Raw genomic sequence first — 25,069 nt, forward strand, 5'->3', positions numbered from 1 at the left:
GTAGCCTAGGAAGGTGACTAGCGCCGAAACCAACGCCGGGTCCGCCCCGCGGATCTGGAACCTGCCCAACATCCTGACGATGCTGCGGATCGCGCTGGTGCCTTTCTTCGTCTGGTGCCTCGTCGCCGACGCCCCGGGCCTGGACGCGCAGAACGGCCCCTGGCGCTGGGCCGCCGTCGTCGTCTTCGCGGTGGCAATCTACACGGACAAGCTCGACGGCGACATTGCCCGCAGTCGCGGCCTCATCACCGACTTCGGCAAGATCGCGGACCCGATCGCGGACAAGCTCCTGATCGGTTCCGCCCTGGTCATGCTCTCACTGCTCGACGAACTGCCATGGTGGGTCACCGTCCTGATCCTGGTCCGCGAGTGGGGCGTCACGGCGCTGCGCTTCTTCGTCATCCGCTACGGGGTGATCCCCGCGTCCCGCGGCGGCAAGCTCAAGACCGTGGTGCAGACCGCGGCGATCTTCCTTTACGTCATGCCGCTCGCCTCGATCGCACCGTGGCTGGGATTCGTGGCCTTCGCGGTCATGATGGCCGCCCTGGCGATTACGGTCTGGACCGGCGTCGAATACGTCGTGGCGGCCCTCAAGCTGCGCGCCAGCGGCATCCGGGCCAGGAAACAGCAGGTCCAGGAGGGAACACCATGAGCAACGTCCAGCCCACCACCCACCCGGGGCTGCACCCGAACCTGCACCGCCTCGCCGAACAGGCCGTGGGCCGTGCCATTGAGCGCGGACTGACCGTGGCCACCGCGGAGTCCCTCACCGCCGGGATGGTGGCGGCCGTGCTGGCCGATACCCCCGGCGCGTCCGCCATGCTGCAGGGCGGCGTGGTCGCCTACGCGAACACGGTCAAGGCGGACATCCTCGGCGTGTCCCGGGACGTCCTCGACGCCGTGGGTTCGGTGGACGGGCAGGTCGCCGCGGCCATGGCCTCAGGTGCGCGCGCCGCGTGCGGCGCCGCCGTCGGCGTCGCCACCACCGGGGTGGCCGGCCCGGAGCCGCACGACGGCAAGGCTGTGGGCACGGTCTACATCGGCCTCTCCACGGCAGAAGGCGCGACGTCGTTCGCTTACCACTTCGACGGAAGCCGCCAGGAGATCCGGGCGCTGGCCTGCGGTGCGGCCCTGGAACGCCTGCTCGAAGCCCTGTCCGCGACAAGCTACCGCGGGTAAAGTTGCCGGGAACAAAAGTTGATTCCGAATAGTTGTTACATTGTGTCGCCCGGAATAAGGGTGGCGCCTAGGATGAAATCATCACAACGTTCGCAGTCCACTGCGAACTAGACATACGAGGGAGCAAGGCGATACAGATGGTAAAGCAGCCCGTATCCGTAAACGGCGTTGTCCGCTGGAAGGATGTGGGCCTCGCCGATCAGGCAAAGAGCGAACAGAAGGAGCGCAAGATGGTTGTACTTCGTCACGAAATTGGTGATGTCCTGCGCGATGTCCGCCAACGCCAAGGCCGTACCCTCCGCGAAGTTTCGCACAGCGCCCGTGTGTCCCTGGGCTACCTGAGTGAAGTGGAACGCGGCCAGAAGGAAGCCTCCTCGGAGCTGCTCTCCTCGATCTGCTCGGCCCTTGACGTCCCGTTGTCCAGCATGCTCCGCGAAGTCAGCGACCGGGTCGCCGTGGCCGAGGGCGTCGCGGTACCGGACACCGTCCCCCAGGAATTCGCCCAGCGCTACGGTCGCGACCTTGACCGTGAGCTCAACACCGATCTGAACGATGAGCTGGCCACCGGCCTGCTCTCCGGGGCGCGTTAGTCCCAAGCTTCCAAGTCAAGGAAAAGGTCCCCGGCGGTGCCGGGGACCTTTTTCGTGCCCCGGAGCAGCGGCCTAGAGGCCTTCGTCGCGGGGGAAACCGTCACGCTCGTACGTGGCATTGAGCTTCGCCATGTAGCCGGCGAAGGCTTCCAGTTCCCCGGCCGGCCACTCCGCCAGCCGTTCGCGGAAGACCTCGCGCCGCGCATCCTGGACCAGGTGCATTTTCTCCTCGCCCTTGGCTGTCAGGCTGATGGCCTGGGCCCGGCCGTCCAACGGGTCGGCTTCCTTCGCTACCAGCCCCAGGCCCTCGAGGAATGCGATCTGGCGGCTCACCGAGGGCTTGCCGACGCCGATGCACGACGCCAGTTCGGTCAGCCGGATGGGCCCCTTCGCCCGGACCACGGACAGCAGTCCGTAGGCGGCCGGTTCCATCTCGGGATGGACCTGGCGGGAAAGCTGCTGCGACATGGAGCGGGCCCGCCGCCAGAGCAGGCTCAACTGGCGCTCGACGGCGGCCAGCGCCTCCTCCGCGGACGGGTCACCGGTCCCGGAAATTGGCGCCGGATCCGGGGCGGCGTCGCGTGGGTTGCTCATAGCAACCATTCTAGGGGCCGTGCCCGTGAGAGACTTTATCCGTGAGAATCAGTGACTTCTGGCGGCTTATGGACGACGAGTTCGGCGCGGGATACTCCCGCGTGCTCAGTAGTTCCCTGGTGCTGGCCGGTGTGGGCGGCCGCACCGCGGACCAGGCCCTCTCCGCCGGGGTGCCGCCCAAGCAGGTCTGGCTGGCACTCTGCGATGTCCAGGATGTCCCCGCCGAACGGCGGCTTGGCCGCGACGTCAAGCCCCGCTGACAGGCGGTCACGGGCAGTGCCCGGCCCGGTCCCGGGACCGTATCCGGCCCTGACACGCCGTCCGATTGTTCGAATATCTGTTCGGGTCGGGCTATGCTTTTTGCAGAGCGTTTTCCACATACGCGGCGGCGGCGCCAACTTTGTCAGTGCCTCCCACTAGCGTCAGTGATGACATAACAACGGCCACGACGGCCACTCTCCAGCGAGAAAGTATTAGAGGTGTGAATCATGGCCGCAGCCCCGGATCGCCAGAAGGCGCTCGACGCAGCGCTTGCCCAGATTGACAAGCAGTTCGGCAAAGGCTCGGTCATGCGCCTGGGCGACGAAGTCCGCGCGCCCATCGAGGTCATCCCGACCGGCTCCATCGCGCTGGACGTGGCCCTCGGCATTGGCGGCCTGCCCCGCGGCCGCGTCGTTGAGATTTACGGCCCTGAATCTTCCGGTAAGACCACGGTCGCGCTGCACGCCGTGGCCAACGCCCAGCGCCAGGGCGGCATCGCCGCCTTCATCGACGCCGAACACGCCCTCGATCCCGAGTACGCCGCCAAGCTCGGCGTCGACACCGACGCGCTCCTGGTCTCCCAGCCGGACACCGGCGAGCAAGCGCTCGAAATCATGGACATGCTGATCGGCTCCGGCTCACTTGATGTCATCGTCATCGACTCCGTCGCCGCACTGGTACCCCGTGCCGAAATCGAAGGCGACATGGGCGACAGCCACGTTGGCCTGCAGGCCCGGTTGATGAGCCAGGCGCTGCGTAAGATCACCGGCCGGCTGAGCCAGACCAAGACCACCGCCATCTTCATCAACCAGCTGCGCGAGAAGATCGGTGTGTTCTTCGGCTCCCCGGAAACCACCACCGGCGGTAAGGCGCTGAAGTTCTACGCCTCGATCCGCATCGACGTCCGCCGTATCCAGACCCTCAAGGAGGGCGCAGATTCCGTCGGCAACCGGACCAAGGCGAAGATCGTCAAGAACAAGATGGCCCCGCCCTTCAAGATCGCCGAATTCGACATCATCTACGGCCAGGGCATTTCCCGCGAAGGCGGCATCATCGACATGGGTGTCGAGCACGGCCTGATCAAGAAGTCCGGCTCGTGGTTCACGTATGACGGCGACCAGCTGGGCCAGGGCATGGAGAACTCCCGCCGCTTCCTGCGCGACAACCCGGAACTCGCCGCCGAACTCGAGCGCCTGATCAAGGAAAAGCTCGGCGTCGGCGTCAAGGCAGCCGACCCGGAGGAATCACCGAAGCTGAAGGCCGTTGACGGCTTCTAACAGCCGGGCCTCCGCCGCACGACGCCGCAAGGGGTCAGGATTCCCGTCCCGGAATCCTGGCCCCGGCGTCGTTGACGGCACTGGAGACCCCGGACGGTCCGCGCCGCCCGCGCCGGAGGTCGACCCGGACGCTGATCCCGCCGCCGTCGCACGCGCCGTAGTACTGCGGCAGCTGACCAACTCGCCCAAGAGCCGGCTGCAGCTGGCGCGCAAGCTGGCCGAGCGGAACATTCCGGACGACGTCGCCGAAGCCGTCCTCGACCGCTTCGAAGAGGTCCGCCTCATCGACGACGCCGAGTTCGCCGACATGTGGGTGCGGAGCCGGTCCCAGACCCGGAAGCTGGCCAAGGGCGCCCTGCGCCGGGAGCTGGCCGAGAAGGGCATCGATGAGCAGACCGCGGCCGGCGCCCTCGAACAACTCAGTGACCAGGACGAGGAAACCGCCGCGCGGGAACTCGTGGGACGCAGGCTGCGGAACGTGCGGGAATTTCAGGACCGTGCCGAGCGGGACAAGACGGTCCGCCGGCTGGCCGCAATGCTCGCGCGCAAGGGCTACCAGCCCTCGCAGGCCTTCCGCATCGTTGGCGAGGTCCTGGACGCAGCCCTCGATGTGCAGGACAGCGAAGCCTGACGCGAGGCCAGTCCCGCCCCGGAAACGCTGCCTCTGCGAACGCAGCCGCGCCAAGCCGGTACCCTTAACACGTGAGTTTGACCATTCCTTCCCCCGCCGCCGGCGGAGCCCCCTATCCGGACGAGACGGCCGCTGCCCGCACCTACCAGGTGCGGACCTTCGGCTGCCAAATGAACGTGCATGACTCCGAGCGGATGTCCGGCATGCTCGAAGCCGCCGGCTACGTCCGCTCCGAAGGCGAACTGGCCGACGTCGTCGTCTTCAACACCTGCGCGGTGCGGGAAAACGCCGACAACAAGCTCTACGGCAACCTCGGCATCCTCCGCCCGGTCAAGGAAGCCAACCCGGGCATGCAGATCGCCGTTGGCGGCTGCCTGGCGCAGAAAGACCGCGAGACCATCCTCAAGAAGGCGCCCTGGGTCGACGCGGTCTTTGGAACTCACAACGTCGGTGCACTGCCCGCCCTGCTGGACCGCGCACGGCACAACGACGAGGCGCAGCTGGAAATCCTGGAATCGCTCGACGTGTTCCCTTCGACGCTGCCCACCAAACGGGACTCCGTCTATTCCGGCTGGGTCTCCATCTCGGTCGGCTGCAACAACACCTGCACGTTCTGCATCGTCCCCGCCCTGCGCGGCAAGGAAAAGGACCGCCGGCCCGGCGACATCCTCGCCGAAATCCAGGCCCTCGTCGACGACGGCGCCATCGAGGTCACGCTGCTGGGCCAGAACGTGAACTCCTACGGCGTCGAGTTCGGTGACCGGCAGGCCTTCTCTAAACTGCTGCGCGCCTGTGGCGACATCCCCGGCCTGGAGCGCGTCCGGTTCACCAGCCCGCACCCGGCCGCCTTCACCGACGACGTCATCGACGCCATGGCGGAGACGCCCAATGTGATGCCGCAACTGCACATGCCGCTGCAGTCAGGCTCGGACAAGGTCCTCCGGGAGATGAAACGGTCCTACCGTTCCGCCAAATTCCTCGGCATCCTGGACAAGGTCCGTGAAAAGATCCCGCACGCCGCCATCTCCACCGACATCATCGTGGGCTTCCCGGGCGAGACCGAGGAAGACTTCCAGGCCACCCTCGACGTCGTGGAAAAGTCCCGCTTCGCCACCGCCTTCACTTTCCAGTACTCCAAGCGGCCCGGCACGCCTGCCGCTGAACTCCCGGACCAGCTCCCCAAAGCCGTGGTCCAGGAACGCTTCGAACGGCTTACCGCCCTGCAGGACCGGATCGCCGCCGAGGAGAACGCACGCCAGCTCGGCCGCCGCGTCGAGGTCATGGTGACCGCACAGCCGGGCCGGAAAGCAGGGGAAACGCACCGCCTCTCGGGCCGGGCACAGGACCAGCGCCTGGTGCACTTCTCCGTGCCCGCCGGTGCCGAGACGCCGCGCCCCGGAGACCTCGTCACGGTGACGATCACCGAAGCCGCGGCATTCCACCTCGTCGCCGACCCGGCGACCGCGGACGATTACAGCCTGCGCCGTTCCCGCGCCGGCGACGCCTGGGACCGTTCCCAGGCCGATTCCTGCGGCGCCCCGGCCCCGGCCAGGGGTGGCGGCACGACCGGTGTCTCACTGGGCATGCCACCCCTTCCCGTCCGCGCCCGCTAGCGCCGTGGCCGCCCGCGCCCCGTACGACGGCCCCGGCGCCGCCGGCACACCTGACGCTTCCGCGGCGCCGGGAAGTCCCGGTGCCGCCGGATCCGCCCCGCCGGTCGTCGCCGTCGTGGGGCCCACGGGATCCGGGAAGTCGGACCTGGCCGTCTCGCTGGCGCTGGCCCTCGACGGCGAGGTCGTGAACGCCGATGCCATGCAGTTCTACCGCGGCATGGACATCGGCACGGCCAAGATCACGCTGGCCGAGCGCAGGGGAGTGCCCCACCATCTCCTGGACGTTCTCGAGGTGACCGAGGAAGCCAGCGTTTCGGACTTCCAGCAGCAGGCGCGGGCCGTGATCGCGGATATCCACGCCCGGGGGAAACGGGCCATCCTCGCCGGCGGTTCAGGCCTGTACGTCCGAGCCGCCCTGGACGTACTTGAATTTCCCGGCACCGACCCGGCCATCCGGCGCCGCCTCGAAGCCGAGGAGGAAGCGGCGGGCCTTGCCCCGCTGCGGGCGCGGCTGGAGCTCGTGGATCCGGTCTCCGCCGGGCGCCTGGGTGACGCGCGCCGTGTCATCCGCGCCCTGGAGGTCTTTGAACTGACGGGACGTCCCTTCAGCTCCTTCATGCCCATCCGTGAGTACTTCCAGCCAGCGGTCCAGATCGGGCTCGAAGTGGACCGCGACCAACTGCGGGAGCGGCTCGCCGCCCGCGTCCACGCGATGGTGGAGCGCGGACTGCTGGCGGAAGTGCAGCGACTCGACGGCCAAGGACTGCGCCGCGGCAGGACCGCGTCCCGTGCCCTGGGCTATGCGCAGTTCCTCAAGGTTCTCGACGGCGAAGCGGATCTGGAACAGGCGGCTGAAGAGACCATTGTCGCGACCCGGCGGTTCGCCCGGCGCCAGCTCACCTGGTTCCGCGCCGACCCCCGGATCAACTGGCTTGACTGGCAGGACCCCGGGCTGCCGGCCAAGGCCGCCGCTCTGTGCCGCTAAAGGTCCGCCGCCAACAGGCGCCCGCCGCTGAACCCCGCTGAGCCTGCCCTGCCGCATTCCCGTTTCACCTAAGCCGCGGGTTCCGTCCCGGCCCGGACGGAACGGTAACCTTGGAGCATGGACGAAACCCTTGCCGCAGCCGTTGACCACCCCGCTGCTTCAGTCACCGCCGCCCTCGCCGGCCTGAAGTTCTCGAAGGGCCATGGAACGGGCAACGACTTTGTCCTGATCGCGGACCCGAACGGCGCGCTCTCCGTCACCCCGGAGCAGGTGGCGGCCCTCTGCGACCGGCACCGCGGCATCGGAGGCGACGGACTGATCCGGGCCGTACCCTCGCGGCTGCTCCCGGAAGGCCAACGGCTGCTCGCCGAGCACCCCGCGGCCGAATGGTTTATGGACTACCACAACGCTGACGGCTCCCTTTCGGAGATGTGCGGCAACGGCGTCCGGGTTTTCGTCCACTTCCTCATCAATGAGGGACTCGTCGACCTTCCGGCCGGCGAATCGCTGGCCATCGGAACCCGCGGCGGCGTGAAGACGATCGTCCGCACTGCCGGCGGCTATGCCGTGGACATGGGGCCGTGGGAGTTCATCTTCCCGGGCGAAGCCACCGCGCGCGCCATGGATTCACTGGTCAGCGCCGAAGGGTTGGAGGTGGCCAGGCCGGCGCTGTCCGTCAGCATGGGCAACCCGCACACCGTCGTCGCGCTGGCCGAACTCGCGGAACTCGACGCCACCCAACTGTTCACGGCGCCCCGGGTCGACCCGACACCGCCGCACGGCACCAACGTCGAGTTCGTCGTGCCGTCAGAACCGCTCGTTCACGACGGCGTCGGAACCATCACCATGCGCGTGCACGAGAGGGGAGTGGGGGAGACGCTGTCCTGCGGGACCGGCGCCTGTGCTGCCGCCGTCGCGATCCGGCACTGGGCCGGCCAGGGCGCGCCGGACGCCTGGAACGTGACGGTGCCCGGCGGAGTCGTTGGCGTGAAGTTCTTCCTCTCAGCGGACGGCCACGAGCACGTGGAGCTCAGCGGACCCGCCGTGATCGTCGCTAGCGGGACGCTTTCCTGACCTTCAGGATTCGGAACGCCTTCGAGGTGCTCTCGCGCGTGACGGCAAAGCTGGCGTCCAGTTCCGCCGCAAGCCAGCGCTGAAGCGAATCCGAACCCAGGTTTTTCTGCACCACCAGCCAGGCCGACCCGCCCGGGGCGAGCCGGGGCAGCCACAGCAGCAGCAGGGCGTGGAGTTCGTCCTTGCCGATCCGGATGGGCGGGTTGGACCAGATCGTGTCGAAGCGCAGCTCCGGGTCGACGTCCCCGGGTGTGCTGGCGGTGACATTCTCCAGCCCCAGCAGGGCTGCATTTTCGTTCGTCAGCGCCACGCAGCGCTCATTGACATCCACGGCGAAGACCCGGGCGTGCGGCGCCCGCAGGGCCATGGTCAAGGCGATCGGCCCCCAACCGCACCCGATGTCCAGCAGGTTCCCCTGCGGCGCCGGGGCAGGGACGTCCGCCAGCAGCACGGCGGTCCCCTTGTCGATCCCGTCCGGGCTGAAAATCCCGGAGGACGTCTGCAGCTGCCGGCGTTCGCCGGCAAGCTCCACGGTCAGTGGCTTGCGGGTGAACGGCCCGGCCGGCTGGGCGCTGAAATAGTGTGCAGACTCCATAACTGGCCAGATTAGTTGGCGGCCAGGCGCTATGGGAAACCGGCCGGGGTACTGCCCGGACGCGTCTGCAACCGGTGCCGCCAGGCAGCGCCGGGGCGGGGGAACGGTCTGCTAGTCTTAAAGACATGATCTTGAACTTCAAGTAGCCGGCACGGGCCTTCGTTATCTTTGGCGAAAGTCCCGTCCCCGCAGCGACGCAGGTTGTTACCTTCCGCTCAGTGCGCCCCCTCCGTGATGCCATGCATCGCCCGCCGGCGCCAGATCCACTTGGAGTCAAGGCATCAAGCCACAGGGCCTTAAACCCAACACTGCCCGGCAGCAGCCGCCGGGGAGCGCTGGACGGAACGTACCTCCCGCCCCACGGCGCCCATCGCCGGACCCCTCCCTCATTCACCGCTCCCGCACGGAGCCCGTCCTGCCCGCGGCACCGCAGCCGCCAGGCATCCCAGGAGGCACGGATGACCACCAGTCGTCAGCCCAGCGCGAATACCGCGCCACGAAACACCGATCAGCACTATTCTGAAGATGTAGACCCTTCAAAGGAGACCATGACCAGTCAGCCCAACACCGGACCCGATTCAGCCGCCCAGGACATGAGCCCTGCGGAAATCCAGGCTGTCATCGACCGGATCCTCTCCAAAGACGCTCCCGCTCCGAAGTCCGGACGCAGTACCGGCACCGGGCCCACCGGTGAACCCAGGGCCGTGTTCGGCAAGGCCCAGGCCATTTCACGGCTGGATGAGGAACACAGCAGCTACGACGGCGACCAGCAGGACCTCGAGGAACGCCACGCCCTGCGCCGCACCGCGGGTCTGTCGACCGAACTTGAGGACGTCACCGAAGTCGAATACCGGCAGCTGCGCCTTGAGCGCGTGGTGCTCGCGGGGCTCTGGACCGAAGGCACCCTGGCCGACGCCGAGAACTCCCTGCGCGAGCTGGCGGCCCTGGCCGAAACCGCCGGGTCCGAGGTGCTGGACGGGCTCGTCCAGCGCCGAGCGAAGCCGGACCCCGGCACCTTCCTGGGCTCCGGCAAGGCCCAGGAGCTCAAGGACATCGTCATGTCCACCGGCGCGGACACCGTGGTGGTCGACGCCGAGCTCGCCCCGTCCCAACGGCGCGGCCTCGAAGACATCGTCAAGGTCAAGGTCATCGACCGTACGGCCCTGATCCTGGACATCTTCGCCCAGCACGCCAAGAGCCGCGAAGGCAAGGCCCAAGTGGAACTGGCCCAGCTCGAATACCTGCTACCGCGCCTGCGCGGCTGGGGTGAGTCGATGTCCCGGCAGGCCGGCGGCCAGGTTGGCGGCGCCGGAGCGGGCATGGGTTCGCGCGGCCCCGGCGAGACCAAAATCGAGCTGGACCGACGCCGGATCCGCACCCGGATGGCCAAGCTGCGGCGCGAAATCGCCGCCATGAAGCCGGCCCGGGAAACCAAGCGGGCCAACCGCCGTCGTAATGCCGTGCCGTCCGTGGCGATCGCCGGCTACACCAACGCCGGCAAGTCTTCGCTGCTGAACCGCCTGACCGACGCCGGCGTCCTGGTGGAGAACGCGCTGTTCGCCACGCTGGACCCGACGGTCCGCAGGGCCGAAACCTCGGACGGGCTGGGTTACACACTCGCCGACACAGTGGGTTTTGTCCGCTCGCTGCCGACCCAGCTGGTGGAGGCGTTCCGCTCCACCCTGGAAGAGGTCGCCGATTCGGACCTGATCCTGCACGTCGTCGACGTCTCCCACCCCGATCCGGAGGGCCAGATCGCGGCCGTCCGCGCCGTGTTCAGCGAAGTCGATGCCCGCAAGGTGCCGGAAATCATCGTTCTGAACAAGGCCGACGCCGCCGACCCGTTTGTGATCGAACGGCTCAAGCAGCGCGAACCGCGCCACGTCGTGGTCTCGGCCCGCACCGGGGAAGGCATCCCGGAGCTGCTCAAGGCCATCAGCGAGGGCATCCCGCGGCCCAGCGTGAAGCTGGAATTGATGATCCCGTACAACCGCGGAGACCTGCTCAGCAAGCTGCACGAGACCGACGCCGAGATCCTCAGCCTCGACCATGAGGAGACCGGCACCCGTGCCGTGGTGATGGTCCGCGAGGGGCTCGCGGCCGAACTGGATGCCTTCGTCAGCAATGACTGAACCAGCGGTGGCCGAGGGGGCGGCCGCGCCGTCGGACAGCGGCCCGTCCGAAAGCAGCCCGGCAAAAAGCAAGGCCAAAAGCAAGCCTCGAAGCGGCCCGTCCGGCGAGCAGTTCGTGGTTGAACTGCTCGACCGGGCGGTCGCCGGCATGGGCGGCCAGAGCCGCGACGGCCAGCACGAAATGGCCCGGCAGGTGGCGCGCGCGATCGACACCGGCGACCACCTGCTGGTCCAGGCCGGCACCGGCACCGGCAAGTCGCTGGCCTACCTGATCCCGCTCATTGCGCACTCGCTGGTCAGCGACAAACCCACCTTGGTCTCCACCGCAACCCTGGCACTGCAGACCCAGATCGTCGGCAGGGACCTGCCCCGGCTGCTCAAGACCATCACCCCGGCCCTGGAGCGGCCGGTGAAGGTCGCGCTGGTCAAGGGCCGCTCCAACTATGTCTGCCGCCACAAACTCGAAGGCGGCTTCCCTTCCGAGGAACCGTCCGAGGGCCAGTTGTTCTCCCTCGGCGAGGACACCTCCGTGCCGCACTTTGCCGCCGCGATGGGCGGCCCTTCCTCGCAGCTGGGCAAGGAGGTCGTCCGGCTCCGCGAATGGGCCGAGGACACCCAGACCGGGGACCGTGACGAGCTGCTGCCCGGCGTGACCGACCGCGCCTGGCGGCAGGTCTCCGTCACCTCGATGGAGTGCCTCGGCGCGCAGAAGTGCCCGCTCGCCGCGGAATGCTTCAGCGAACTGGCCCGGCAAAATGCCGCCGACGCCGATGTGGTGGTCACCAACCACGCCATGCTGGCAGTCAGCGCCTTCGAGGGCCTCGCCGTGCTGCCCGAATACGACGTAGTGGTGGTGGATGAGGCGCACGAACTCCAAGACCGGGTCACGGGTGCCGTGTCCGGCCAGCTGTCCGTGGCCATGGTGCACGCCGCCGCCTCCGGCGCCCGCAAGAACACCGGGATCACCGTGGACGCGCTCAACAACGCCGCGTCCAACCTCGAGCTCGCCATTGAGGGCGTCCCCAGTGGGCTGATGCCGAACGGGCTGAACAGCGAACAGCTCGACTGCGTGGACCAGCTGCGCGACGCCTGCCGCGCAGCGCTCTCGGACTCCAAGGGCGACAGCGCCAACACGGCCGACGGCGGCCGGCAGCTCGCGCGGTCCCGGCTGATGGTGATCCTGGAGCTCTGCGAACGGCTCCTGGCCGCCAAGGAGAACCGGGAAGTAGTCTGGTTCTCCCGCAACAGCAGCTTCGACCCGCAGCAGGGCTACTCGCAGCCGGACGACTCCGCGCCCGCCCTGATCAACATCGCCCCGCTCAGCGTCGCCGGACGGCTCCGCGAGGGACTGTTCGCCGACCACACAGTTGTCCTGACCTCGGCAACCCTGGCGATCGGTTCGGCCTTCGAGCCGGCGGCGGGAGGCCTCGGCCTGGTGGGCCCCGGCGCGCCCAGCTGGACCGGCGTCGACGTCGGATCCCCGTTCGAATATCCCAAACAAGGCATCCTCTACGTTGCCAAGCACCTGCCCAAGCCGGGCCGGGGGACCTCCCCGGAAGCCCTCGACGAACTCGAGAAGCTGATCCGCGCCTCCGGCGGCGGCGCCCTGTGCCTCTTCTCGTCCCGGCGCGCGGCCGAAGAGGCAGCCGAGGCGATGCGGCCCCGGCTGGGGTTGAGCATTCTCTGCCAGGGCGAATCAACCATGACCGCGCTCGTGAAGCAATTCGCCGATGAGCCGGACACCTGCCTCTTCGGCACCATGTCGCTCTGGCAGGGCGTCGACGTGCCCGGAAACTCCTGCCGGCTTGTGGTGATCGACCGGATCCCGTTCCCGCGGCCCGATGATCCGCTGATGACGGCCCGTTCCCGGGCTGTGGCCCAGTCCGGCGGCAACGGTTTTATGAGCGTATCGGCGACCCACGCAGCGATCCGACTCGCCCAGGGCGCCGGCCGGCTGATCCGTTCGACGTCGGACAAGGGGGTGGTGGCGGTCCTGGATTCCAGGCTGTCCACCGAACGGTACGGCGCGTTCCTCCGGGCCGCGCTGCCGCCGTTCTGGCCTACCACCGACCCGTCCGTGGCGCTGGCTGCCCTCGAACGCCTCGCCAAAGAGCCGCCGGCCAAGTAACAGGCGCCCCGGCCAAGCAGTCCGCCGCGTGGGCTGCCGCGGGGCCGGCCGGGCAACGACGTGCCTGGCATTCCCGCCCGGTTCTTCCGCTCACCGGTGTCGGCGGTGCCCTGTTCCCGCGGCTTAGGCGGACGCACTCGCCGTCATGGCGCCGATAACCGGGCTGGAACGCCGAAAGCCCCGTCCGGGACTGCGGAGGGGGCCTTCGGGCTGCCGGTGGGGTGCTGCCGGGAGGCGGGCCAGTGGGGAGCCCGGCCGGGGCTACAGGGAGCGCAGCACCGACACGACCTTGCCCATAATGACGGCATGGTCGCCGAGGATCGGCTCGTACTGGGTGTTTTGCGGCAGCAGCCAGGTGTGGCCGTCGCGCTGGCGGAACGTCTTGACCGTTGCCTCGTCATCGAGCAGTGCGGCAACAATGTCCCCGTTGACGGCATCGTTCTGGCGCCGCACGACGACCCAGTCGCCGTCGCAGATGGCGGCGTCGATCATCGAATCACCGGCCACCCGGAGCATAAACAGTTCGCCGTGGCCCACCAGCTGGCGCGGCAGCGGCATCACGTCCTCCACAACCTGGTCGGCCAGGATCGGGCCGCCGGCGGCGATGCGGCCGACAAACGGGACCATCGCGGTGTCCGTGGCGCTGGCGAGCTCAGAGACGGCCTGGCCGCCAACGGCCCGCAGGCCGCTGGACTTCTCCACGCCGGATATCGTGGTCGCACCCTCATCGAGGGTCAGCGGCATCAGAACTTCCATGGCGCGGGGACGTTTGGGGTCCCGCCGCAGGTAGCCGAGCTTTTCCAGCTGCGAAAGCTGGTGGGTGACGCTGGATAGGCTGGCGAGCCCGACAGTGTCGCCGATCTCACGCATCGAGGGCGGGTAACCGTTGTCCGTCACGGAACGCTGGATGGTCTCCAGGATTTTCTTCTGACGGACGGTAAGGCTTCTCGGCGCCCGGCCGGTCTGGGGGCTCCGCTGCGCGGCCCTCCCGCCGGCGGCTTGTGCTGCCATGTTCGCCATGCCTTTCCATTCCGCCCGGCCGCCGTAGCTGCCGGGACCCTTCGGTCCGAACAATGTCAGACCCCGCTGATCAACTGTTGCTGACCAACCCAAGTGGTTGTCCTGTGCTTCAAAAGTAGGGCAGCCAACAGGGTTTTTCAAACATTTGTTCTAGCGAGTCTCGACAATGTTCGTTCATAAGTGCTAAAACAGGAAGAGCAAAGTTCGAATATGTGTTCGAAGCTTTGGGGGCGGGTCGGATTGCCGGGCTCGGTCTTATGTTCGAAGTTTCGTGTTCGAGGGTTCGCGATCGAAGGTAATGCGTTCGATGGTTCGGCCGGTTGGCGGCAGGTACGTGGAGTACGCCGGGCGGCACAGATAAGTCCAGGAGGGCTCAGCTCATGTCAGCAGTAAGCGCTATTTCCGGTTCGTTGGTTTCCGCTCCCGATCGGGAGGCGGCACCCGCTGCTGCCACCCGGCAGGCTCCGCTGAGGCTGACCCGCCGCGGACGGTTCGTCTTCTTCGGACTGCCGCTGATCCTGCTGGCCGCCCTGGTCCTCTCGCTGGCGGGCTTCCTGAACGCTCCAGCCAAAGCCGCCGACTCGGCCGCGGAGCTCTCGCTCACACCCACTGTCTCGGTCACGGTCCAGCCGGGGGAGTCGCTCTGGGCCATCGCCGGTGCCGTCGACCCGAAACGGGACCCCCGCGACGTGGTCGCCGACATCGTGCAGCTGAACAACCTCGAAGCCCCGCGCGTCATCCCCGGCCAGCAGCTCTACGTACCCACCAAATAGGCGGCGCACGCCGGGCGGACGGTTCCGTCTAGGCGCCCCCCGCGGTCACAGTTTCGGGGCCGGGCCCGGTCTCACTTAAACTGGACAAGTGACTGACCAGCTAGAGCGCCTCAACCGACTGCCCCTCCGGACGAATTTGCGGGGGTTGCGCCCCTACGGCGCTCCCCAGCTGGATGTCCCGATCCTGCTGAACGTCAACGAGAACACCCATGGGGTGCCGGACGATGTCCGTGCGGCCATCGCCGAGGCCGTGACGGAGGCCGCGGCGGGACTAAACCGCTACCCGGACCGCGAGTTCACCGAATTGCGCGAAGCCCTCGCCGAGTACCTCGGCCACGGATTGGACGCCGGCAATATCTGGGCGGCCAACGGCTCAAACGAAGTGCTGCAGCAGATCCTCCAGGCCTTCGGCGGCCCTGGCCGAACCGCACTCGGCTTCCCTCCGACGTACTCGATGTACCCCTTGCTGGCCGCCGGCACGGACACCGAATACATCGTCGGAGTGCGCGCCGGGGACTACGGACTCACTGCCGAATCGGCGGCCGGCCAGGTCCGGGAACTGAAGCCCAACGTCGTTTTCCTCTGCTCGCCGAACAACCCCACCGGCACCGGCCTGGGCCTCGACGTCGTCGAGGCCGTCTATGAAGCCGGCGAAGAAAGCCAGACCGTGGTCATCGTCGACGAGGCCTACCACGAGTTCGCCCACGACGGCACACCCAGCGCCCTGACGCTGCTGCCCGGCCGGGAGCGGCTGATCGTTTCGCGCACCATGAGCAAGGCCTTCGCCCTGGCCGGCGCCCGGCTCGGGTACATGGCGGCGGCCCCGGAGGTCACCGACGCCCTGCGCCTGGTCCGGCTGCCGTACCACCTCTCCGCCATCACCCAGGCGACGGCGCTGGCCGCCCTGCGCCACCGCGTGGCACTGATGGCCGACGTGGAGGACATCAAGCGCCAGCGCGACCGGATCGTGACGGAGTTAACCCGGATGGGCCTTAAGCCCGCCGCCTCCGATTCGGACTATGTCTTCTTCGGCGGCCTCGACAACCCGCACGAGACCTGGCAGGGGCTGCTGGACGCCGGCGTGCTCATCCGTGACGTCGGCATTCCGGGCCACCTGCGCGTGACCGCCGGAACTGAGACGGAAACCACAGCGTTTCTCGAAGCCCTCGAACGGATCCTGACCGGCCACGAAGTGCAGTCCGCCTAGACTTAAGCCAGGACCCACGCACACCGCCCCGTTCGCCGGGCGCCCGCCTCATCCAAAGGACCCCCACATGAGCAACACCGGATCAGCCGCTGCCCGGACCGCACGCCTGGAGCGGACCACCAGCGAATCCTCCGTCCTGGTCGAGATCAACCTGGACGGCACCGGCGTCTCGGACATCAGCACCTCGGTACCGTTCTACGACCACATGCTGACGGCACTGAGCAAGCACTCCCTGATCGACATGACGGTCAAGGCCACCGGCGACACCCACATCGACGTCCACCACACCGTGGAAGACGTCGCCATCACCTTCGGCGAGGTCCTTCGCACGGCGTTGGGCACCAAGGCCGGCATCCGCCGCTTCGGCGAGGCAACCGTCCCGCTCGATGAGGCGCTGGCACAGGCCGTCGTCGACGTGTCCGGCCGGCCCTACCTGGTGCACGCCGGCGAACCTGCCGGGCAGGAATACCACCTCATCGGCGGACACTTCACCGGATCCCTGACCCGGCACGTCTTCGAGGCGATCACACTGCACGCCGGGATCTGCCTGCACATGAACGTCACTGCCGGCCGCGACCCGCACCACATCGTCGAGGCCCAGTTCAAGGCCTTCGCGCGCGCGCTCCGGGCCGCCGTGGAGCCGGACCCTCGGGTCGAAGGCATCCCCTCCACCAAGGGCGCGCTGTGACCGGCAAGGTGCTCCGGGACGGGGCCATTATCAACCCCGACGCCGCCAGGAAGCCGGTGTCGCCCGAGGGTAAGCCGACCGTCACCGTGCTCGACTACGGTTCCGGAAATGTCCGTTCCGCCGTCCGCGCCCTCGAACGCGCCGGGGCCGAGGTCATCCTCAGCTCCAAGCCCGAGGATGTCCTCAACGCGGACGGCCTGGTAGTCCCCGGCGTCGGCGCCTTCGAAACCGTCATGAACGAGCTCAAGGCCGTTGACGCCGTCCGCATGATCGGCCGCCGTGTCGCCGGCGGCCGGCCCGTCCTTGCGATCTGCGTCGGGCTGCAGGTCCTGTTCGAAGCCGGCGTGGAACACGGCACCGTCGCCGAAGGCATGGGGGAGTGGCCCGGCAAGGTCGAACTCCTGCCTGCCGAGGTCGTGCCGCACATGGGCTGGAACACGGTCGCCGTGCCGGAGGGCTCCCGGCTCTTCGCCGGCATCGAAAACGAGCGCTTCTACTTCGTGCACTCCTACGGCGTCCAGCACTGGGACTTCGACGTGATCCAGCCGCGGATGGCGGCCCCGCTCGTGACCTGGTCCGAGCACGGCGCCCCGTTTATCGCCGCGGTCGAAAACGGCCCGTTGTGCGCCACCCAGTTCCACCCCGAAAAGTCCGGCGACGCCGGTGCGCGCCTGCTCCGCAACTGGGTGGACAGCCTCCGCGGCGGCGCCCAAGCCGGAGCCGGCCAGACCGCCACACCGGAACAGACCGCCTAGATGTGGTCCATAGTGCTGATGGGCCTCGCCGGCCTGCTGGTTGGCGGCGGCCTCTCCTTCCGGCAGCAGAAGAGTCCTCTGTGGGTCCAGGTCGTGTTCTACTTCCTGGCCGGCATGGCACTGCTGGCCGCCTGGCTCCTGACCCTGCCCGGCACCTGACCCTGCCCGGCAACCGGCCGGACCGTAAACGCGCACCTTTCCCGACCCGCCGCCCCAACACCGTGAGGACTTTCCGATGACCACCGAAACCCCGCTGCCGGTACTCGAGCTGCTCCCCGCCGTCGACGTCGTGAACGGCCAGGCCGTGCGCCTGGTCCAGGGCGAGGCCGGCAGCGAAACCAGCTACGGCACGCCGCTGGAGGCCGCGCTGAACTGGCAGCAACAGGGCGCCGAATGGGTCCACCTCGTCGACCTGGATGCAGCCTTCGGTCGCGGGTCCAACGCCGACCTGCTGCGCGAGGTCGTCGGCCGGCTGGACATCAAGGTCGAACTTTCCGGCGGCTTGCGAGACGACGAGTCCCTTGAAAAAGCCCTGGACCTCGGCGTCGCCCGGGTGAACCTGGGCACCGCGGCGCTGGAGAACCCCGAGTGGACGCGCCGGGTGATCGAGCGCTTCGGCGACAAGATCGCCGTCGGCCTCGACGTCCGCGGCACCACCCTCGCCGGCCGCGGCTGGACCAAGGAAGGCGGCGATCTCTGGGAGGTGCTGGGCCGCCTCGAAGAAGCCGGCTGCGCACGCTACGTCGTCACCGACGTCACCAAGGACGGCACCCTGCAGGGCCCCAACGTCGAGCTGCTGCGCCAGATGGTGGAAAAGACCGGCAAGCCCGTCGTGGCCTCCGGCGGCATCTCCAGCCTCGAAGACCTCAAAGTCCTGCGCTCCCTCGTGCCGCTCGGCGTCGAGGGCGCGATCGTTGGCAAGGCCCTCTACAACGGCAACTTCACGCTGCCCGAGGCCCTCGATGTCGCCGGCCGCCGCTAGGCACGTCCCAGCGATGGAGCACACCACCCAGCCCGGCGGGCGCCCTCTGCCCGGCCATATCGCTGCCGCTCTCGCCGGCGCCGGCGGAGCGACGGACTCCGCGGGACAGCCCTGGGCCGGGCGCAGCCTTAGCGGTGACGACGCCAGGATCCACAACTTCGAGGACGACGACGGCACGGCGGACGCCGGCTACCTCGCGGCGCTTGCCGCCCTGGCGGCCGGCGAAGTCAACGAGGCAGCCGTCGTGGCGTCCCTGGCGGCGGCGCGGGTCTTTGTGCCCATCCTCGCGAGCCTTGCCGTAGAAGGAGACGCCGTGGCGGGCGCGCACGGCGGCGAAGTGCATGGCGACAAGCAGGCGGACATGGCCCTGGTGACCCTCAAGGCAGCCGACGGCAGGACGGCGCTGCCGGTCTTCACCTCCGCCGGGGCCCTCGCCGCCTGGCACTCCGGGGCGCGGCCCGTGGCGGTGTACGCCGCCCGCGCCGCCCTGTCCGCCGTCGCCGAGGGCGCCGAACTGCTGGTGCTGGATCCCGGCTCGGCGACCACCTTCGTGGTGCGCCGCCCCGCCGTCTGGGCGCTGGCCCGGCAGCAGGCCTGGATACCCAGCTACAGCGACCAGGCGGTGGCGGAAGCGGTGGGCGCGGCTGCGGCCGGCATTCCGGCACTGCGCCGGGTGGAGATCCATCCCGGCGGCGGTGTTGCCTCGGCGCAGGCTGGCGGCGGGAGGCTTCCCGGCGGTGGTGCGGGCCCGGAGCTGCGGGTGGTGCTGTACCTTGAAGACGGGCTCGACCCCGCCGCGGTGCAGGCCATCGTGGGCGGACTCAACCACGCCTGGGCCCGGAATGAAACGTTTGCCGAGCGGGTTGACTCGATCGAAATCAAGTTGCAGCGCGCAGCACAGTAGCCGGGGACCGGCACGGAGACCTTCCGGTGCTGCCGAGGGCAGTACACAAAGGAATCCAGTTTCGTGAATTTCGCGCTTTACCGGGACCTGCTGGCCGTGAGGCCCATCAGGAATCTCCTGCTCGTGGGCATGGTCGCCCGCATCCCGCACTCCGCCGCCGGTGTGTTGCTCACCCTGCACATCGTCCTGACCCTGGGGCAGGGCTATGCCGCCGCGGGGGCGGCCGCCGCGGTCATGACGATCGGCATCGCCGTGGGCGCCCCGTGGCGCGGCCGCCGCGTGGACACCGTCGGCCTCCGCCGGGCGCTGATCCCGTCCGTCGTCTCCGAGACAGTCATCTGGTCGATCGTGCCGCACGTCGGCTACCAGCTGCTGCTGCCTTTGGTCTTCGTGGGCGGCCTGCTCACCCTGCCGATCTTCAGCGTCGTTCGTCAGTCGCTGGGCATCCTCGCTACCGGGGAGCAGCGCCGGACGGCGTTCGCCCTGGACGCGATCAGCACCGAACTGGTCTTTATGATCGGGCCCGCCGCCGGCGCCCTGGTCGCCACCGCTGGTTTCTCCGTGCTGGGCCTGACGGTTGTGGGCGTCGCGACATCCCTCTCCGGCCTGTTCCTGATGTGGATCAACCCGCCCACCCGCAGCGCTGTGTCCGGCCTGGCCCCGGATCCGGCATTCGAGGCATGCCAGCAGGAGGGTGCGGAAACCGCCCTGGTGGCCGCGGCACCCGCCCACCTGCAGGAGGCCGCGTCCGAGCTGGCACCCCTGGCGGCCGCTGAACAGCGGCGGCAGGGCCGCCCTGGCTTGCGGCACAAGGTCCGCCACAGCTTCGCCTGGTTCACCGCCGCCGTGGCGGCCGTCTTCGCCGTCGCGGCCGGTGCCGGCATGGTGCTCAGCGGGACCGACGTCGGAATCGTCGCCGCTCTGCAGACGGGCGGCCACCAGGCCGAAATCGGCATCGTCTTTTTGTTCTGGTGCGCCGCGTCGGTGCTGGGCGGCCTCGTCTACGGCGCCATGCACCGGCCCGTGTCACCGATCCTGCTCCTTTTGGGGATGTCCGCGCTGACGCTTCCGATGGCGTTCGCGCAGGACACGTGGACGCTGGCCCTGCTGTCGCTGCTCCCGGGGCTGCTCTGCGCGCCGGTGCTCTCGGCCGCGTCGGAGAAGGTGGCCGAACTGGTCGAGGAAGGCCGCCGTGGCGAGGCGATGGGCTGGTACGGTTCGGCGCTTACCGGCGGCGTGGCACTGGGCGCCCCGCTGGCCGGACTCTTCATCGACGGTGTGGGTCCGGGCGCGGGGTTCGTCGCCGTGGGTTTGGCCGGCGTAATGCTGTGCCTCATCGGCCTGGTCCTGCAGCACCGCCGCCGGCGCCGGCTCGCCGCAGCCTGACCTGCCGCAACCCTGACAACGGAAGAGTTAACGACGGCGGCGGGCGGACTGATGTGGTCCGCCCGCCGCCGCCGTCGTCGTCGTCGTTGCCTGCTGGCCGTGGATGCCCGGCGTGTCCCGTGAGGTGGGGGTCTAGTTGACGGCGCCGGTGTACTTCTCGCCCGGACCCTTGCCCGGCGCGTCCGGGATAACTGATTCCTCGCGGAACGCAAGCTGCAGGGAACGCAGCCCGTCACGCAACGGTCCGGCGTGCTGGGAGCCGATCTCGGGGGCTGCGGCCGTGACCAGTCCGGCCAGGGCAGTGATGAGTTTGCGCGCCTCGTCCAGATCCTTGAGCTCTTCGGCGTTGTCCTCGGCGGCGAGGCCAAGCTTCACTGCGGCGGCGCTCATGAGGTGAACGGCGGCGGTCGTGATGACTTCGATCGCGGGGACCTCTGAGATGTCGCGGATCTGCTGGGAGACGTCGCCCTGGGCGCCCGCCGGCTGGTAAACGTGTGAATTACTATCTGATGTGCTCATGCTGGTAAGCTTGTCACAGACCGACTGAATGCCGTTATTTCTGCAGATGTTGAGAAACAGCACGGAAACCCGCCGGCGCCCATGTGCGCTGTAACGGGTATCTTTCTGTAGAATAGGCTTTCAGTTTGCAAGCGGAGTTCTCTCCCACCCGCGTCAGCCGCTCTCCTTCGGGAAGCTTCGCAAGAAGCAAGGTTGCCGGGTACCTGGTCGGGCATTCTCCCGGGCGCCAGCCCGGTAGGGTGTATGCCGTCTCTTGTCAGAGGCGCGCAGCTCCGATCTTCGAGGCCTTCGATTGCTCCGGCAATTGGGGGCCTTCTCTTTTTGCCGGTGGAATACCCCTCACGAACACAGGAGCTTTAACATTAGCGAGCCAAGAATCAATGAGCGTATCCGCGTCCCCGAGGTGCGGCTGGTCGGCCCTGCAGGCGAACAGGTAGGCGTTGTCCGTATTGAGGATGCCCTGCGTTTGGCTGCCGAGTCCGACCTTGATCTCGTTGAAGTTGCACCGCAGGCCAAGCCTCCGGTGTGCAAGCTGATGGACTTCGGCAAGTACAAGTACGAAGCTGCCGTCAAAGCACGCGAAGCCCGGAAGAACCAGACCAACACGGTCCTGAAGGAAATCCGCTTCCGTCTGAAGATCGACACCCACGACTACGAGACGAAGCGCGGCCACGCGCTCCGCTTCCTCGGCGCCGGTGACAAGGTCAAGGCCATGATCCAGTTCCGCGGCCGTGAGCAGCAGCGTCCGGAGATGGGCATCCGCCTGCTCCAGCGCTTCGCGGACGACGTCGCCGAAGTTGGCGTCGTGGAGTCCAGCCCGCGGATCGACGGCCGCAACATGGTCATGGTGGTCGGTCCCCTGAAGAACAAGGCAGAAGCCAAGGCAGAGGCGCGCCGCGCATCGCAGCGTGCCGACGCCAAGGCCGAGAACGAAGCCAAGGCTTCGGGCGGAGGCCGCGTGGACACGTCCGGCCCCGAGGCGCCCCTGACGCAGTCGCTCGCCGATCTTCTTCCGGAGGGCTACCAGGTCCGGACCGAAGCACCCGCAACGGAGGCTCCGGCGACGGAGGCTCCGGCGACGGAGGCTCCGGCAACGGAAGCTCCCGCCACGGAGGCTCCCGCCGAAGCAGCCGTTGCCGCGGACGCCCCGGCTGCGAAGGCTCCCGTCCAGGAAGAGCCGAAGCAGGAAGCCGCCAAGGCGCCCAAGGCCGCTCCGAAGCGTGAAGCCGCCAAGGCTGAGGCGCCCAAGGCCGCTGCCAGGCCGGCAACAGCCAAGGCGCCCGCAGCGCCGAAGGCCGCTGACAAGGCCCCGGTTGCCGCTCAGGCCCCCGAGGCTGAAAAGGCCGCCCCCGCCGCGGCGCCGAAGCCCGTTGCTGCCCCGAAGCCGGTTCCGCGTCCAGCGGCGCCGAAGCCTGCCGCTCGGCCGGCCGCGCCTAAGGCCGCCGCCAAGCCGGGCAGCAAGAAGACCAACTAGTTCACGGCTGCCGGACCGCAATGTCCGGCAGCAGGCAACCAGCACGCCGCCCGCAGGGGTGGCTGCACGAAAGACTGCAGACCCGTCTGCGGATACGTAAGGAGATCGGTTCCCATGCCGAAGATGAAGACCCACAGCGGTGCTAAGAAGCGCTTCAAGCTGACCGGTAGCGGCAAGCTGCGCCGCCAGCAGGCCAACCGCCGTCACTACCTCGAGCACAAGTCCTCCAGGCTGACCCGCCGCCTTGCCGGCGACAAGATCGTCTTCAAGGGCGACGCCAAGGTCATCCGGAAGATGCTCGGCATCTAAGTTCCAAGTTCACGGACCGATAGCCACCTGGCGGCGGTCCACTACCAAAAAGGCTTCTCAGGCCGGCCGGTTTTCCGGCAGTAGATGCTTGGGATCAGAATTTTCGAAGGAGTACGCACGTGGCACGTGTGAAGAGGGCGGTCAACGCCCACAAGAAGCGCAGGGTTATCCTCGAACGCGCAAAGGGCTACCGTGGACAGCGTTCACGCCTGTACCGCAAGGCCAAAGAGCAGCTGCTGCACTCGTTTGTGTACAGCTACGGTGACCGCAAGAAGAAGAAGGGCGACTTCCGCCGCCTCTGGATCCAGCGCATCAACGCTGCATCCCGCGCCAACGGCCTGACCTACAACCGTCTGATCCAGGGCCTTAAGGCCGCTGAGGTCGAGGTTGACCGCCGTATGCTGGCCGAGCTGGCCGTCTCCGACGCCAACGCGTTCGCCGCGCTGGTCAAGGTCGCCAAGGACTCGCTGCCCGCCGACACGTCCGCTCCGGCCGTCCAGGTCGAGGCTGCTGCGGCCCCGAAGGCTGCGAAGAAGCCTGCCGCGAAGAAGCCTGCTGCCAAGAAGGCTGACGCCGAGGCCGCAAAGTAGTTCCTGCCGCCGTCGAAAGACAGCGTCGTTCGAGAACTGCTCGCGAGAGCAACTAAGGTTCTTATATGAACGAAACCGGGCGCCCGCAAGACTTTCCACTTTCCAATCCTCGAGCCGATCGAGTGAGGAAGGTGGCACAGCTTGCCGGGCGCCCGGCCCGTTTAAAGCGCAGCGAGTTCCTGGCCGAGGGCCCCCAGGCGGTCCGTGAGGCCCTGCTGCTGCACCGGAAGCGGATCGCCGCGGGGGAGCCCGGCATCGTCTACGAGGTCTACGCCAGCGAGTCCTGCCTCGACCGCCACCCGGACCTGGAGGCACTCGCCGAGGGCACCGCCGCCTACCTTGCCACTGATGAAGTCCTGGCCGCGATGGCGGACACCGTCACCCCGCAGGGCATCCTCGCGGTCTGCGGATTCCTGGACGTCGGCCTCGACCAGGTCCTCGACGCGGCTCCGCGTCTGGTCGCCGTCCTCTGCCAGGTCCGCGACCCCGGCAACGCCGGAACCGTGCTGCGGGCAGCCGACGCGGCCGGCGCGGACGCGGTCATCCTGACCGCGTCGAGCGTTGACATCTACAACCCCAAAGCCGTGCGGTCCACGGCCGGGTCCCTTTTCCACCTGCCAGTGGTGCTCGGCGCCGACGTCGAGGACCTGGTGGCCCGCTGCAAGGAACGCGGCGTCGGAGTCCTCGCGGCGGACGGCCAGGGCCAGCTGAACCTGGACCGGCTGCAAGACGAGAATGCGGCCCGCCGCCTGGGGGCATCCGCGGCCGAATCGGTCTATTCGCTGGAGAACCCCACGGCCTGGCTGTTCGGCAACGAGGCCCAGGGGCTGTCCGAGGACGAACTCGCCCTGGCGGACCACCGGGTCGCCGTCCCGGTCTACGGCGCGGCCGAGAGCCTCAACCTCGGCACCGCGGCCACGGTCTGCCTGTACGCGAGCGCGCGGTCGCAGCACGGCGCCTAGTCTGCAAAACCTCCTGGAGAACCAACGACGGCGGGGGCCCACCTATCGGTGAGCCCCCGCCGTCGTGCTTTCAGCGCTGCGGCACTGCTGCCGGGGCGCTGACTTGAGAGAATTAAGTGGTCCGGTTGCGGCCCGTGACCGCACCGTAAATGCCGGCCACGACGAGGCCGCCGACAATGGCCAGGATCCAGGAACCGAGGTTCCAGAATTCCATCTTGCCGCCGCCGAACAGCAGGTCGCCGATCCAGCCGCCGACAATGGCCCCGACGACGCCGAGCACGAGGCTGGTGACCCAGCCGCCGCCGACTTTGCCAGGCATGATTGCCTTAACGATTGCACCTACAATGAGTCCGAGAATGATCCAGCCTAGAAAGCCCATGTCTCCTCCTACATATTCGTCGGCATTCACCTTAGGAATCCCGATTATGGCTTCAAGCTAAC

The 25,069-nt window shown here is 68.1% G+C and carries 28 protein-coding genes; 23 read left to right on the forward strand and 5 right to left on the reverse strand.

The genetic code is table 11. The features are described from left to right. Positions 1 to 13 precede the first annotated feature (13 nt). From pgsA to ACUYM2_RS06500, 3 genes are all read left to right on the forward strand, one after another. Positions 14 to 652 carry a CDP-diacylglycerol--glycerol-3-phosphate 3-phosphatidyltransferase gene (gene pgsA / locus ACUYM2_RS06490; protein ID WP_481599337.1) on the forward strand — a complete coding sequence of 213 codons (639 nt, stop codon included), beginning with the start codon at positions 14 to 16 and terminating at the stop codon, positions 650 to 652. Continuing rightward, positions 649 to 1,179: a CinA family protein gene (locus tag ACUYM2_RS06495; protein WP_481599338.1), complete on the forward strand. Its 531-nt coding sequence runs from the start codon at positions 649 to 651 to the stop codon at positions 1,177 to 1,179. Before pgsA ends, ACUYM2_RS06495 begins: the two co-directional genes overlap by 4 nt. Positions 1,180 to 1,316: 137 nt before the next feature. Beyond that, positions 1,317 to 1,769: a helix-turn-helix domain-containing protein gene (locus ACUYM2_RS06500; RefSeq protein ID WP_479779530.1), complete on the forward strand. Its 453-nt coding sequence runs from the start codon at positions 1,317 to 1,319 to the stop codon at positions 1,767 to 1,769. Between the two features lie 72 nt (positions 1,770 to 1,841). Here ACUYM2_RS06500 and ACUYM2_RS06505 read toward each other — a convergent pair whose 3' ends face one another. Then, entirely contained in the window at positions 1,842 to 2,363 is a 522-nt protein-coding gene (locus ACUYM2_RS06505; protein ID WP_481599339.1) for a MarR family winged helix-turn-helix transcriptional regulator, read from the reverse strand. Between the two features lie 41 nt (positions 2,364 to 2,404). On the opposite strand from ACUYM2_RS06505, the gene ACUYM2_RS06510 reads away from it, so the two are divergent. The 6 genes from ACUYM2_RS06510 to dapF all read left to right on the forward strand — a co-directional run bounded on the left by ACUYM2_RS06510 (position 2,405) and on the right by dapF (position 8,204). After that, positions 2,405 to 2,623, forward strand: a complete 219-nt coding sequence (locus tag ACUYM2_RS06510) for a DUF3046 domain-containing protein (RefSeq protein ID WP_056740635.1) — start codon at positions 2,405 to 2,407, stop codon at positions 2,621 to 2,623. 228 nt (positions 2,624 to 2,851) lie between these two features. Further along, the gene (gene recA, locus ACUYM2_RS06515; protein ID WP_138769744.1) at positions 2,852 to 3,901 is read left to right on the forward strand and encodes a recombinase RecA; all 1,050 of its coding nucleotides are present in this window, start codon (positions 2,852 to 2,854) and stop codon (positions 3,899 to 3,901) included. Beyond that, positions 3,888 to 4,532 (forward strand): regulatory protein RecX, encoded by a 645-nt coding sequence (locus ACUYM2_RS06520; protein ID WP_481599340.1) that lies wholly within the window; start codon positions 3,888 to 3,890, stop codon positions 4,530 to 4,532. The genes recA and ACUYM2_RS06520 overlap by 14 nt, the downstream gene beginning before the upstream one ends. Positions 4,533 to 4,603: 71 nt before the next feature. Then, positions 4,604 to 6,145: a tRNA (N6-isopentenyl adenosine(37)-C2)-methylthiotransferase MiaB gene (gene miaB, locus ACUYM2_RS06525; RefSeq protein ID WP_481599341.1), complete on the forward strand. Its 1,542-nt coding sequence runs from the start codon at positions 4,604 to 4,606 to the stop codon at positions 6,143 to 6,145. Positions 6,146 to 6,260: 115 nt separating this feature from the next. Then, a complete protein-coding gene (gene miaA, locus ACUYM2_RS06530) occupies positions 6,261 to 7,130 on the forward strand; it encodes a tRNA (adenosine(37)-N6)-dimethylallyltransferase MiaA (RefSeq protein ID WP_481601421.1) in 870 nt (289 codons plus the stop codon). Positions 7,131 to 7,247: 117 nt separating this feature from the next. After that, positions 7,248 to 8,204 (forward strand): diaminopimelate epimerase, encoded by a 957-nt coding sequence (gene dapF / locus ACUYM2_RS06535; RefSeq protein WP_481599342.1) that lies wholly within the window; start codon positions 7,248 to 7,250, stop codon positions 8,202 to 8,204. Here dapF and ACUYM2_RS06540 read toward each other — a convergent pair. Further along, complete coding sequence (locus tag ACUYM2_RS06540; protein WP_481599343.1) at positions 8,185 to 8,799, reverse strand: class I SAM-dependent methyltransferase; 615 nt, start codon at positions 8,797 to 8,799, stop codon at positions 8,185 to 8,187. The genes dapF and ACUYM2_RS06540 overlap by 20 nt on opposite strands. 548 nt (positions 8,800 to 9,347) lie before the next feature. Here ACUYM2_RS06540 and hflX point away from each other — a divergent pair. After that, complete coding sequence (hflX, locus tag ACUYM2_RS06545; RefSeq protein WP_481599344.1) at positions 9,348 to 10,931, forward strand: GTPase HflX; 1,584 nt, start codon at positions 9,348 to 9,350, stop codon at positions 10,929 to 10,931. Then, a complete protein-coding gene (locus tag ACUYM2_RS06550; protein ID WP_481599345.1) occupies positions 10,924 to 13,059 on the forward strand; it encodes an ATP-dependent DNA helicase in 2,136 nt (711 codons plus the stop codon). Before hflX ends, ACUYM2_RS06550 begins: the two co-directional genes overlap by 8 nt. 261 nt (positions 13,060 to 13,320) lie before the next feature. On the opposite strand, the gene lexA is transcribed toward ACUYM2_RS06550, so the two are convergent. Next, the gene (lexA, locus tag ACUYM2_RS06555) at positions 13,321 to 14,070 is read right to left on the reverse strand and encodes a transcriptional repressor LexA (RefSeq protein ID WP_481599346.1); all 750 of its coding nucleotides are present in this window, start codon (positions 14,068 to 14,070) and stop codon (positions 13,321 to 13,323) included. 389 nt (positions 14,071 to 14,459) lie between these two features. Here lexA and ACUYM2_RS06560 point away from each other — a divergent pair, with 389 nt between their 5' ends. The 8 genes from ACUYM2_RS06560 to ACUYM2_RS06595 all read left to right on the forward strand — a co-directional run bounded on the left by ACUYM2_RS06560 (position 14,460) and on the right by ACUYM2_RS06595 (position 20,774). Continuing rightward, complete coding sequence (locus ACUYM2_RS06560) at positions 14,460 to 14,852, forward strand: LysM peptidoglycan-binding domain-containing protein (RefSeq protein ID WP_481599347.1); 393 nt, start codon at positions 14,460 to 14,462, stop codon at positions 14,850 to 14,852. An 88-nt stretch (positions 14,853 to 14,940) separates the two neighbouring features. After that, a complete protein-coding gene (locus tag ACUYM2_RS06565; RefSeq protein WP_481599348.1) occupies positions 14,941 to 16,059 on the forward strand; it encodes a histidinol-phosphate transaminase in 1,119 nt (372 codons plus the stop codon). A gap of 67 nt (positions 16,060 to 16,126) precedes the next feature. After that, complete coding sequence (gene hisB / locus ACUYM2_RS06570; protein WP_481599349.1) at positions 16,127 to 16,747, forward strand: imidazoleglycerol-phosphate dehydratase HisB; 621 nt, start codon at positions 16,127 to 16,129, stop codon at positions 16,745 to 16,747. Next, positions 16,744 to 17,502 carry an imidazole glycerol phosphate synthase subunit HisH gene (gene hisH, locus ACUYM2_RS06575; RefSeq protein ID WP_481599350.1) on the forward strand — a complete coding sequence of 253 codons (759 nt, stop codon included), beginning with the start codon at positions 16,744 to 16,746 and terminating at the stop codon, positions 17,500 to 17,502. Before hisB ends, hisH begins: the two co-directional genes overlap by 4 nt. Continuing rightward, a complete protein-coding gene (locus ACUYM2_RS06580; RefSeq protein WP_481599351.1) occupies positions 17,503 to 17,661 on the forward strand; it encodes a hypothetical protein in 159 nt (52 codons plus the stop codon). 76 nt (positions 17,662 to 17,737) lie between these two features. Further along, positions 17,738 to 18,484, forward strand: coding sequence for a bifunctional 1-(5-phosphoribosyl)-5-((5-phosphoribosylamino)methylideneamino)imidazole-4-carboxamide isomerase/phosphoribosylanthranilate isomerase PriA (priA, locus tag ACUYM2_RS06585; RefSeq protein ID WP_481599352.1), 747 nt, complete (start codon positions 17,738 to 17,740; stop codon positions 18,482 to 18,484). A gap of 13 nt (positions 18,485 to 18,497) precedes the next feature. Next, positions 18,498 to 19,388 (forward strand): SseB family protein, encoded by an 891-nt coding sequence (locus ACUYM2_RS06590; RefSeq protein ID WP_481599353.1) that lies wholly within the window; start codon positions 18,498 to 18,500, stop codon positions 19,386 to 19,388. Between the two features lie 63 nt (positions 19,389 to 19,451). Beyond that, positions 19,452 to 20,774: an MFS transporter gene (locus tag ACUYM2_RS06595; protein WP_481599354.1), complete on the forward strand. Its 1,323-nt coding sequence runs from the start codon at positions 19,452 to 19,454 to the stop codon at positions 20,772 to 20,774. A gap of 132 nt (positions 20,775 to 20,906) precedes the next feature. Here ACUYM2_RS06595 and ACUYM2_RS06600 read toward each other — a convergent pair whose 3' ends face one another. Continuing rightward, on the reverse strand, positions 20,907 to 21,293 hold the full coding sequence (locus ACUYM2_RS06600; RefSeq protein ID WP_481599355.1) for a DUF1844 domain-containing protein: 387 nt from the start codon (positions 21,291 to 21,293) through the stop codon (positions 20,907 to 20,909). Between the two features lie 403 nt (positions 21,294 to 21,696). On the opposite strand from ACUYM2_RS06600, the gene infC reads away from it, so the two are divergent. The 4 genes from infC (at position 21,697) to ACUYM2_RS06620 (ending at position 24,628) form a co-directional block, all read left to right on the forward strand. Further along, positions 21,697 to 22,767 (forward strand): translation initiation factor IF-3, encoded by a 1,071-nt coding sequence (infC, locus tag ACUYM2_RS06605; protein ID WP_481599356.1) that lies wholly within the window; start codon positions 21,697 to 21,699, stop codon positions 22,765 to 22,767. 114 nt (positions 22,768 to 22,881) lie between these two features. Continuing rightward, positions 22,882 to 23,076, forward strand: a complete 195-nt coding sequence (rpmI, locus tag ACUYM2_RS06610; protein ID WP_009358635.1) for a 50S ribosomal protein L35 — start codon at positions 22,882 to 22,884, stop codon at positions 23,074 to 23,076. A gap of 119 nt (positions 23,077 to 23,195) precedes the next feature. Beyond that, positions 23,196 to 23,666 carry a 50S ribosomal protein L20 gene (gene rplT, locus ACUYM2_RS06615; RefSeq protein ID WP_175323251.1) on the forward strand — a complete coding sequence of 157 codons (471 nt, stop codon included), beginning with the start codon at positions 23,196 to 23,198 and terminating at the stop codon, positions 23,664 to 23,666. Positions 23,667 to 23,731: 65 nt separating this feature from the next. After that, positions 23,732 to 24,628: a TrmH family RNA methyltransferase gene (locus ACUYM2_RS06620; RefSeq protein WP_481599357.1), complete on the forward strand. Its 897-nt coding sequence runs from the start codon at positions 23,732 to 23,734 to the stop codon at positions 24,626 to 24,628. A 112-nt stretch (positions 24,629 to 24,740) separates the two neighbouring features. Here the strand turns inward: ACUYM2_RS06620 and ACUYM2_RS06625 are convergent, their stop codons facing one another. Next, positions 24,741 to 25,007: a GlsB/YeaQ/YmgE family stress response membrane protein gene (locus ACUYM2_RS06625; RefSeq protein ID WP_479782660.1), complete on the reverse strand. Its 267-nt coding sequence runs from the start codon at positions 25,005 to 25,007 to the stop codon at positions 24,741 to 24,743. Positions 25,008 to 25,069 lie beyond the last annotated feature (62 nt).

It is taken from the genome of Arthrobacter sp. SD1074B (assembly GCF_056780195.1).

Coding starts and splice junctions, on each gene's coding strand:
- ACUYM2_RS06550 (WP_481599345.1), top strand. CDS start 10,924: ATGACTGAACCAGCGGTGGCCGAGGGGGCGGCCGCGCCGTCGGACAGC.
- ACUYM2_RS06495 (WP_481599338.1), top strand. CDS start 649: ATGAGCAACGTCCAGCCCACCACCCACCCGGGGCTGCACCCGAACCTG.
- ACUYM2_RS06590 (WP_481599353.1), top strand. CDS start 18,498: ATGGAGCACACCACCCAGCCCGGCGGGCGCCCTCTGCCCGGCCATATC.
- ACUYM2_RS06625 (WP_479782660.1), bottom strand. CDS start 25,007: ATGGGCTTTCTAGGCTGGATCATTCTCGGACTCATTGTAGGTGCAATC.
- ACUYM2_RS06620 (WP_481599357.1), top strand. CDS start 23,732: ATGAACGAAACCGGGCGCCCGCAAGACTTTCCACTTTCCAATCCTCGA.
- ACUYM2_RS06540 (WP_481599343.1), bottom strand. CDS start 8,799: ATGGAGTCTGCACACTATTTCAGCGCCCAGCCGGCCGGGCCGTTCACC.
- ACUYM2_RS06500 (WP_479779530.1), top strand. CDS start 1,317: ATGGTAAAGCAGCCCGTATCCGTAAACGGCGTTGTCCGCTGGAAGGAT.
- rpmI (WP_009358635.1), top strand. CDS start 22,882: ATGCCGAAGATGAAGACCCACAGCGGTGCTAAGAAGCGCTTCAAGCTG.
- ACUYM2_RS06600 (WP_481599355.1), bottom strand. CDS start 21,293: ATGAGCACATCAGATAGTAATTCACACGTTTACCAGCCGGCGGGCGCC.
- ACUYM2_RS06580 (WP_481599351.1), top strand. CDS start 17,503: ATGTGGTCCATAGTGCTGATGGGCCTCGCCGGCCTGCTGGTTGGCGGC.
- ACUYM2_RS06560 (WP_481599347.1), top strand. CDS start 14,460: ATGTCAGCAGTAAGCGCTATTTCCGGTTCGTTGGTTTCCGCTCCCGAT.
- dapF (WP_481599342.1), top strand. CDS start 7,248: ATGGACGAAACCCTTGCCGCAGCCGTTGACCACCCCGCTGCTTCAGTC.
- hflX (WP_481599344.1), top strand. CDS start 9,348: ATGACCAGTCAGCCCAACACCGGACCCGATTCAGCCGCCCAGGACATG.
- lexA (WP_481599346.1), bottom strand. CDS start 14,070: ATGGCAGCACAAGCCGCCGGCGGGAGGGCCGCGCAGCGGAGCCCCCAG.
- hisB (WP_481599349.1), top strand. CDS start 16,127: ATGAGCAACACCGGATCAGCCGCTGCCCGGACCGCACGCCTGGAGCGG.
- recA (WP_138769744.1), top strand. CDS start 2,852: ATGGCCGCAGCCCCGGATCGCCAGAAGGCGCTCGACGCAGCGCTTGCC.
- priA (WP_481599352.1), top strand. CDS start 17,738: ATGACCACCGAAACCCCGCTGCCGGTACTCGAGCTGCTCCCCGCCGTC.
- ACUYM2_RS06505 (WP_481599339.1), bottom strand. CDS start 2,363: ATGAGCAACCCACGCGACGCCGCCCCGGATCCGGCGCCAATTTCCGGG.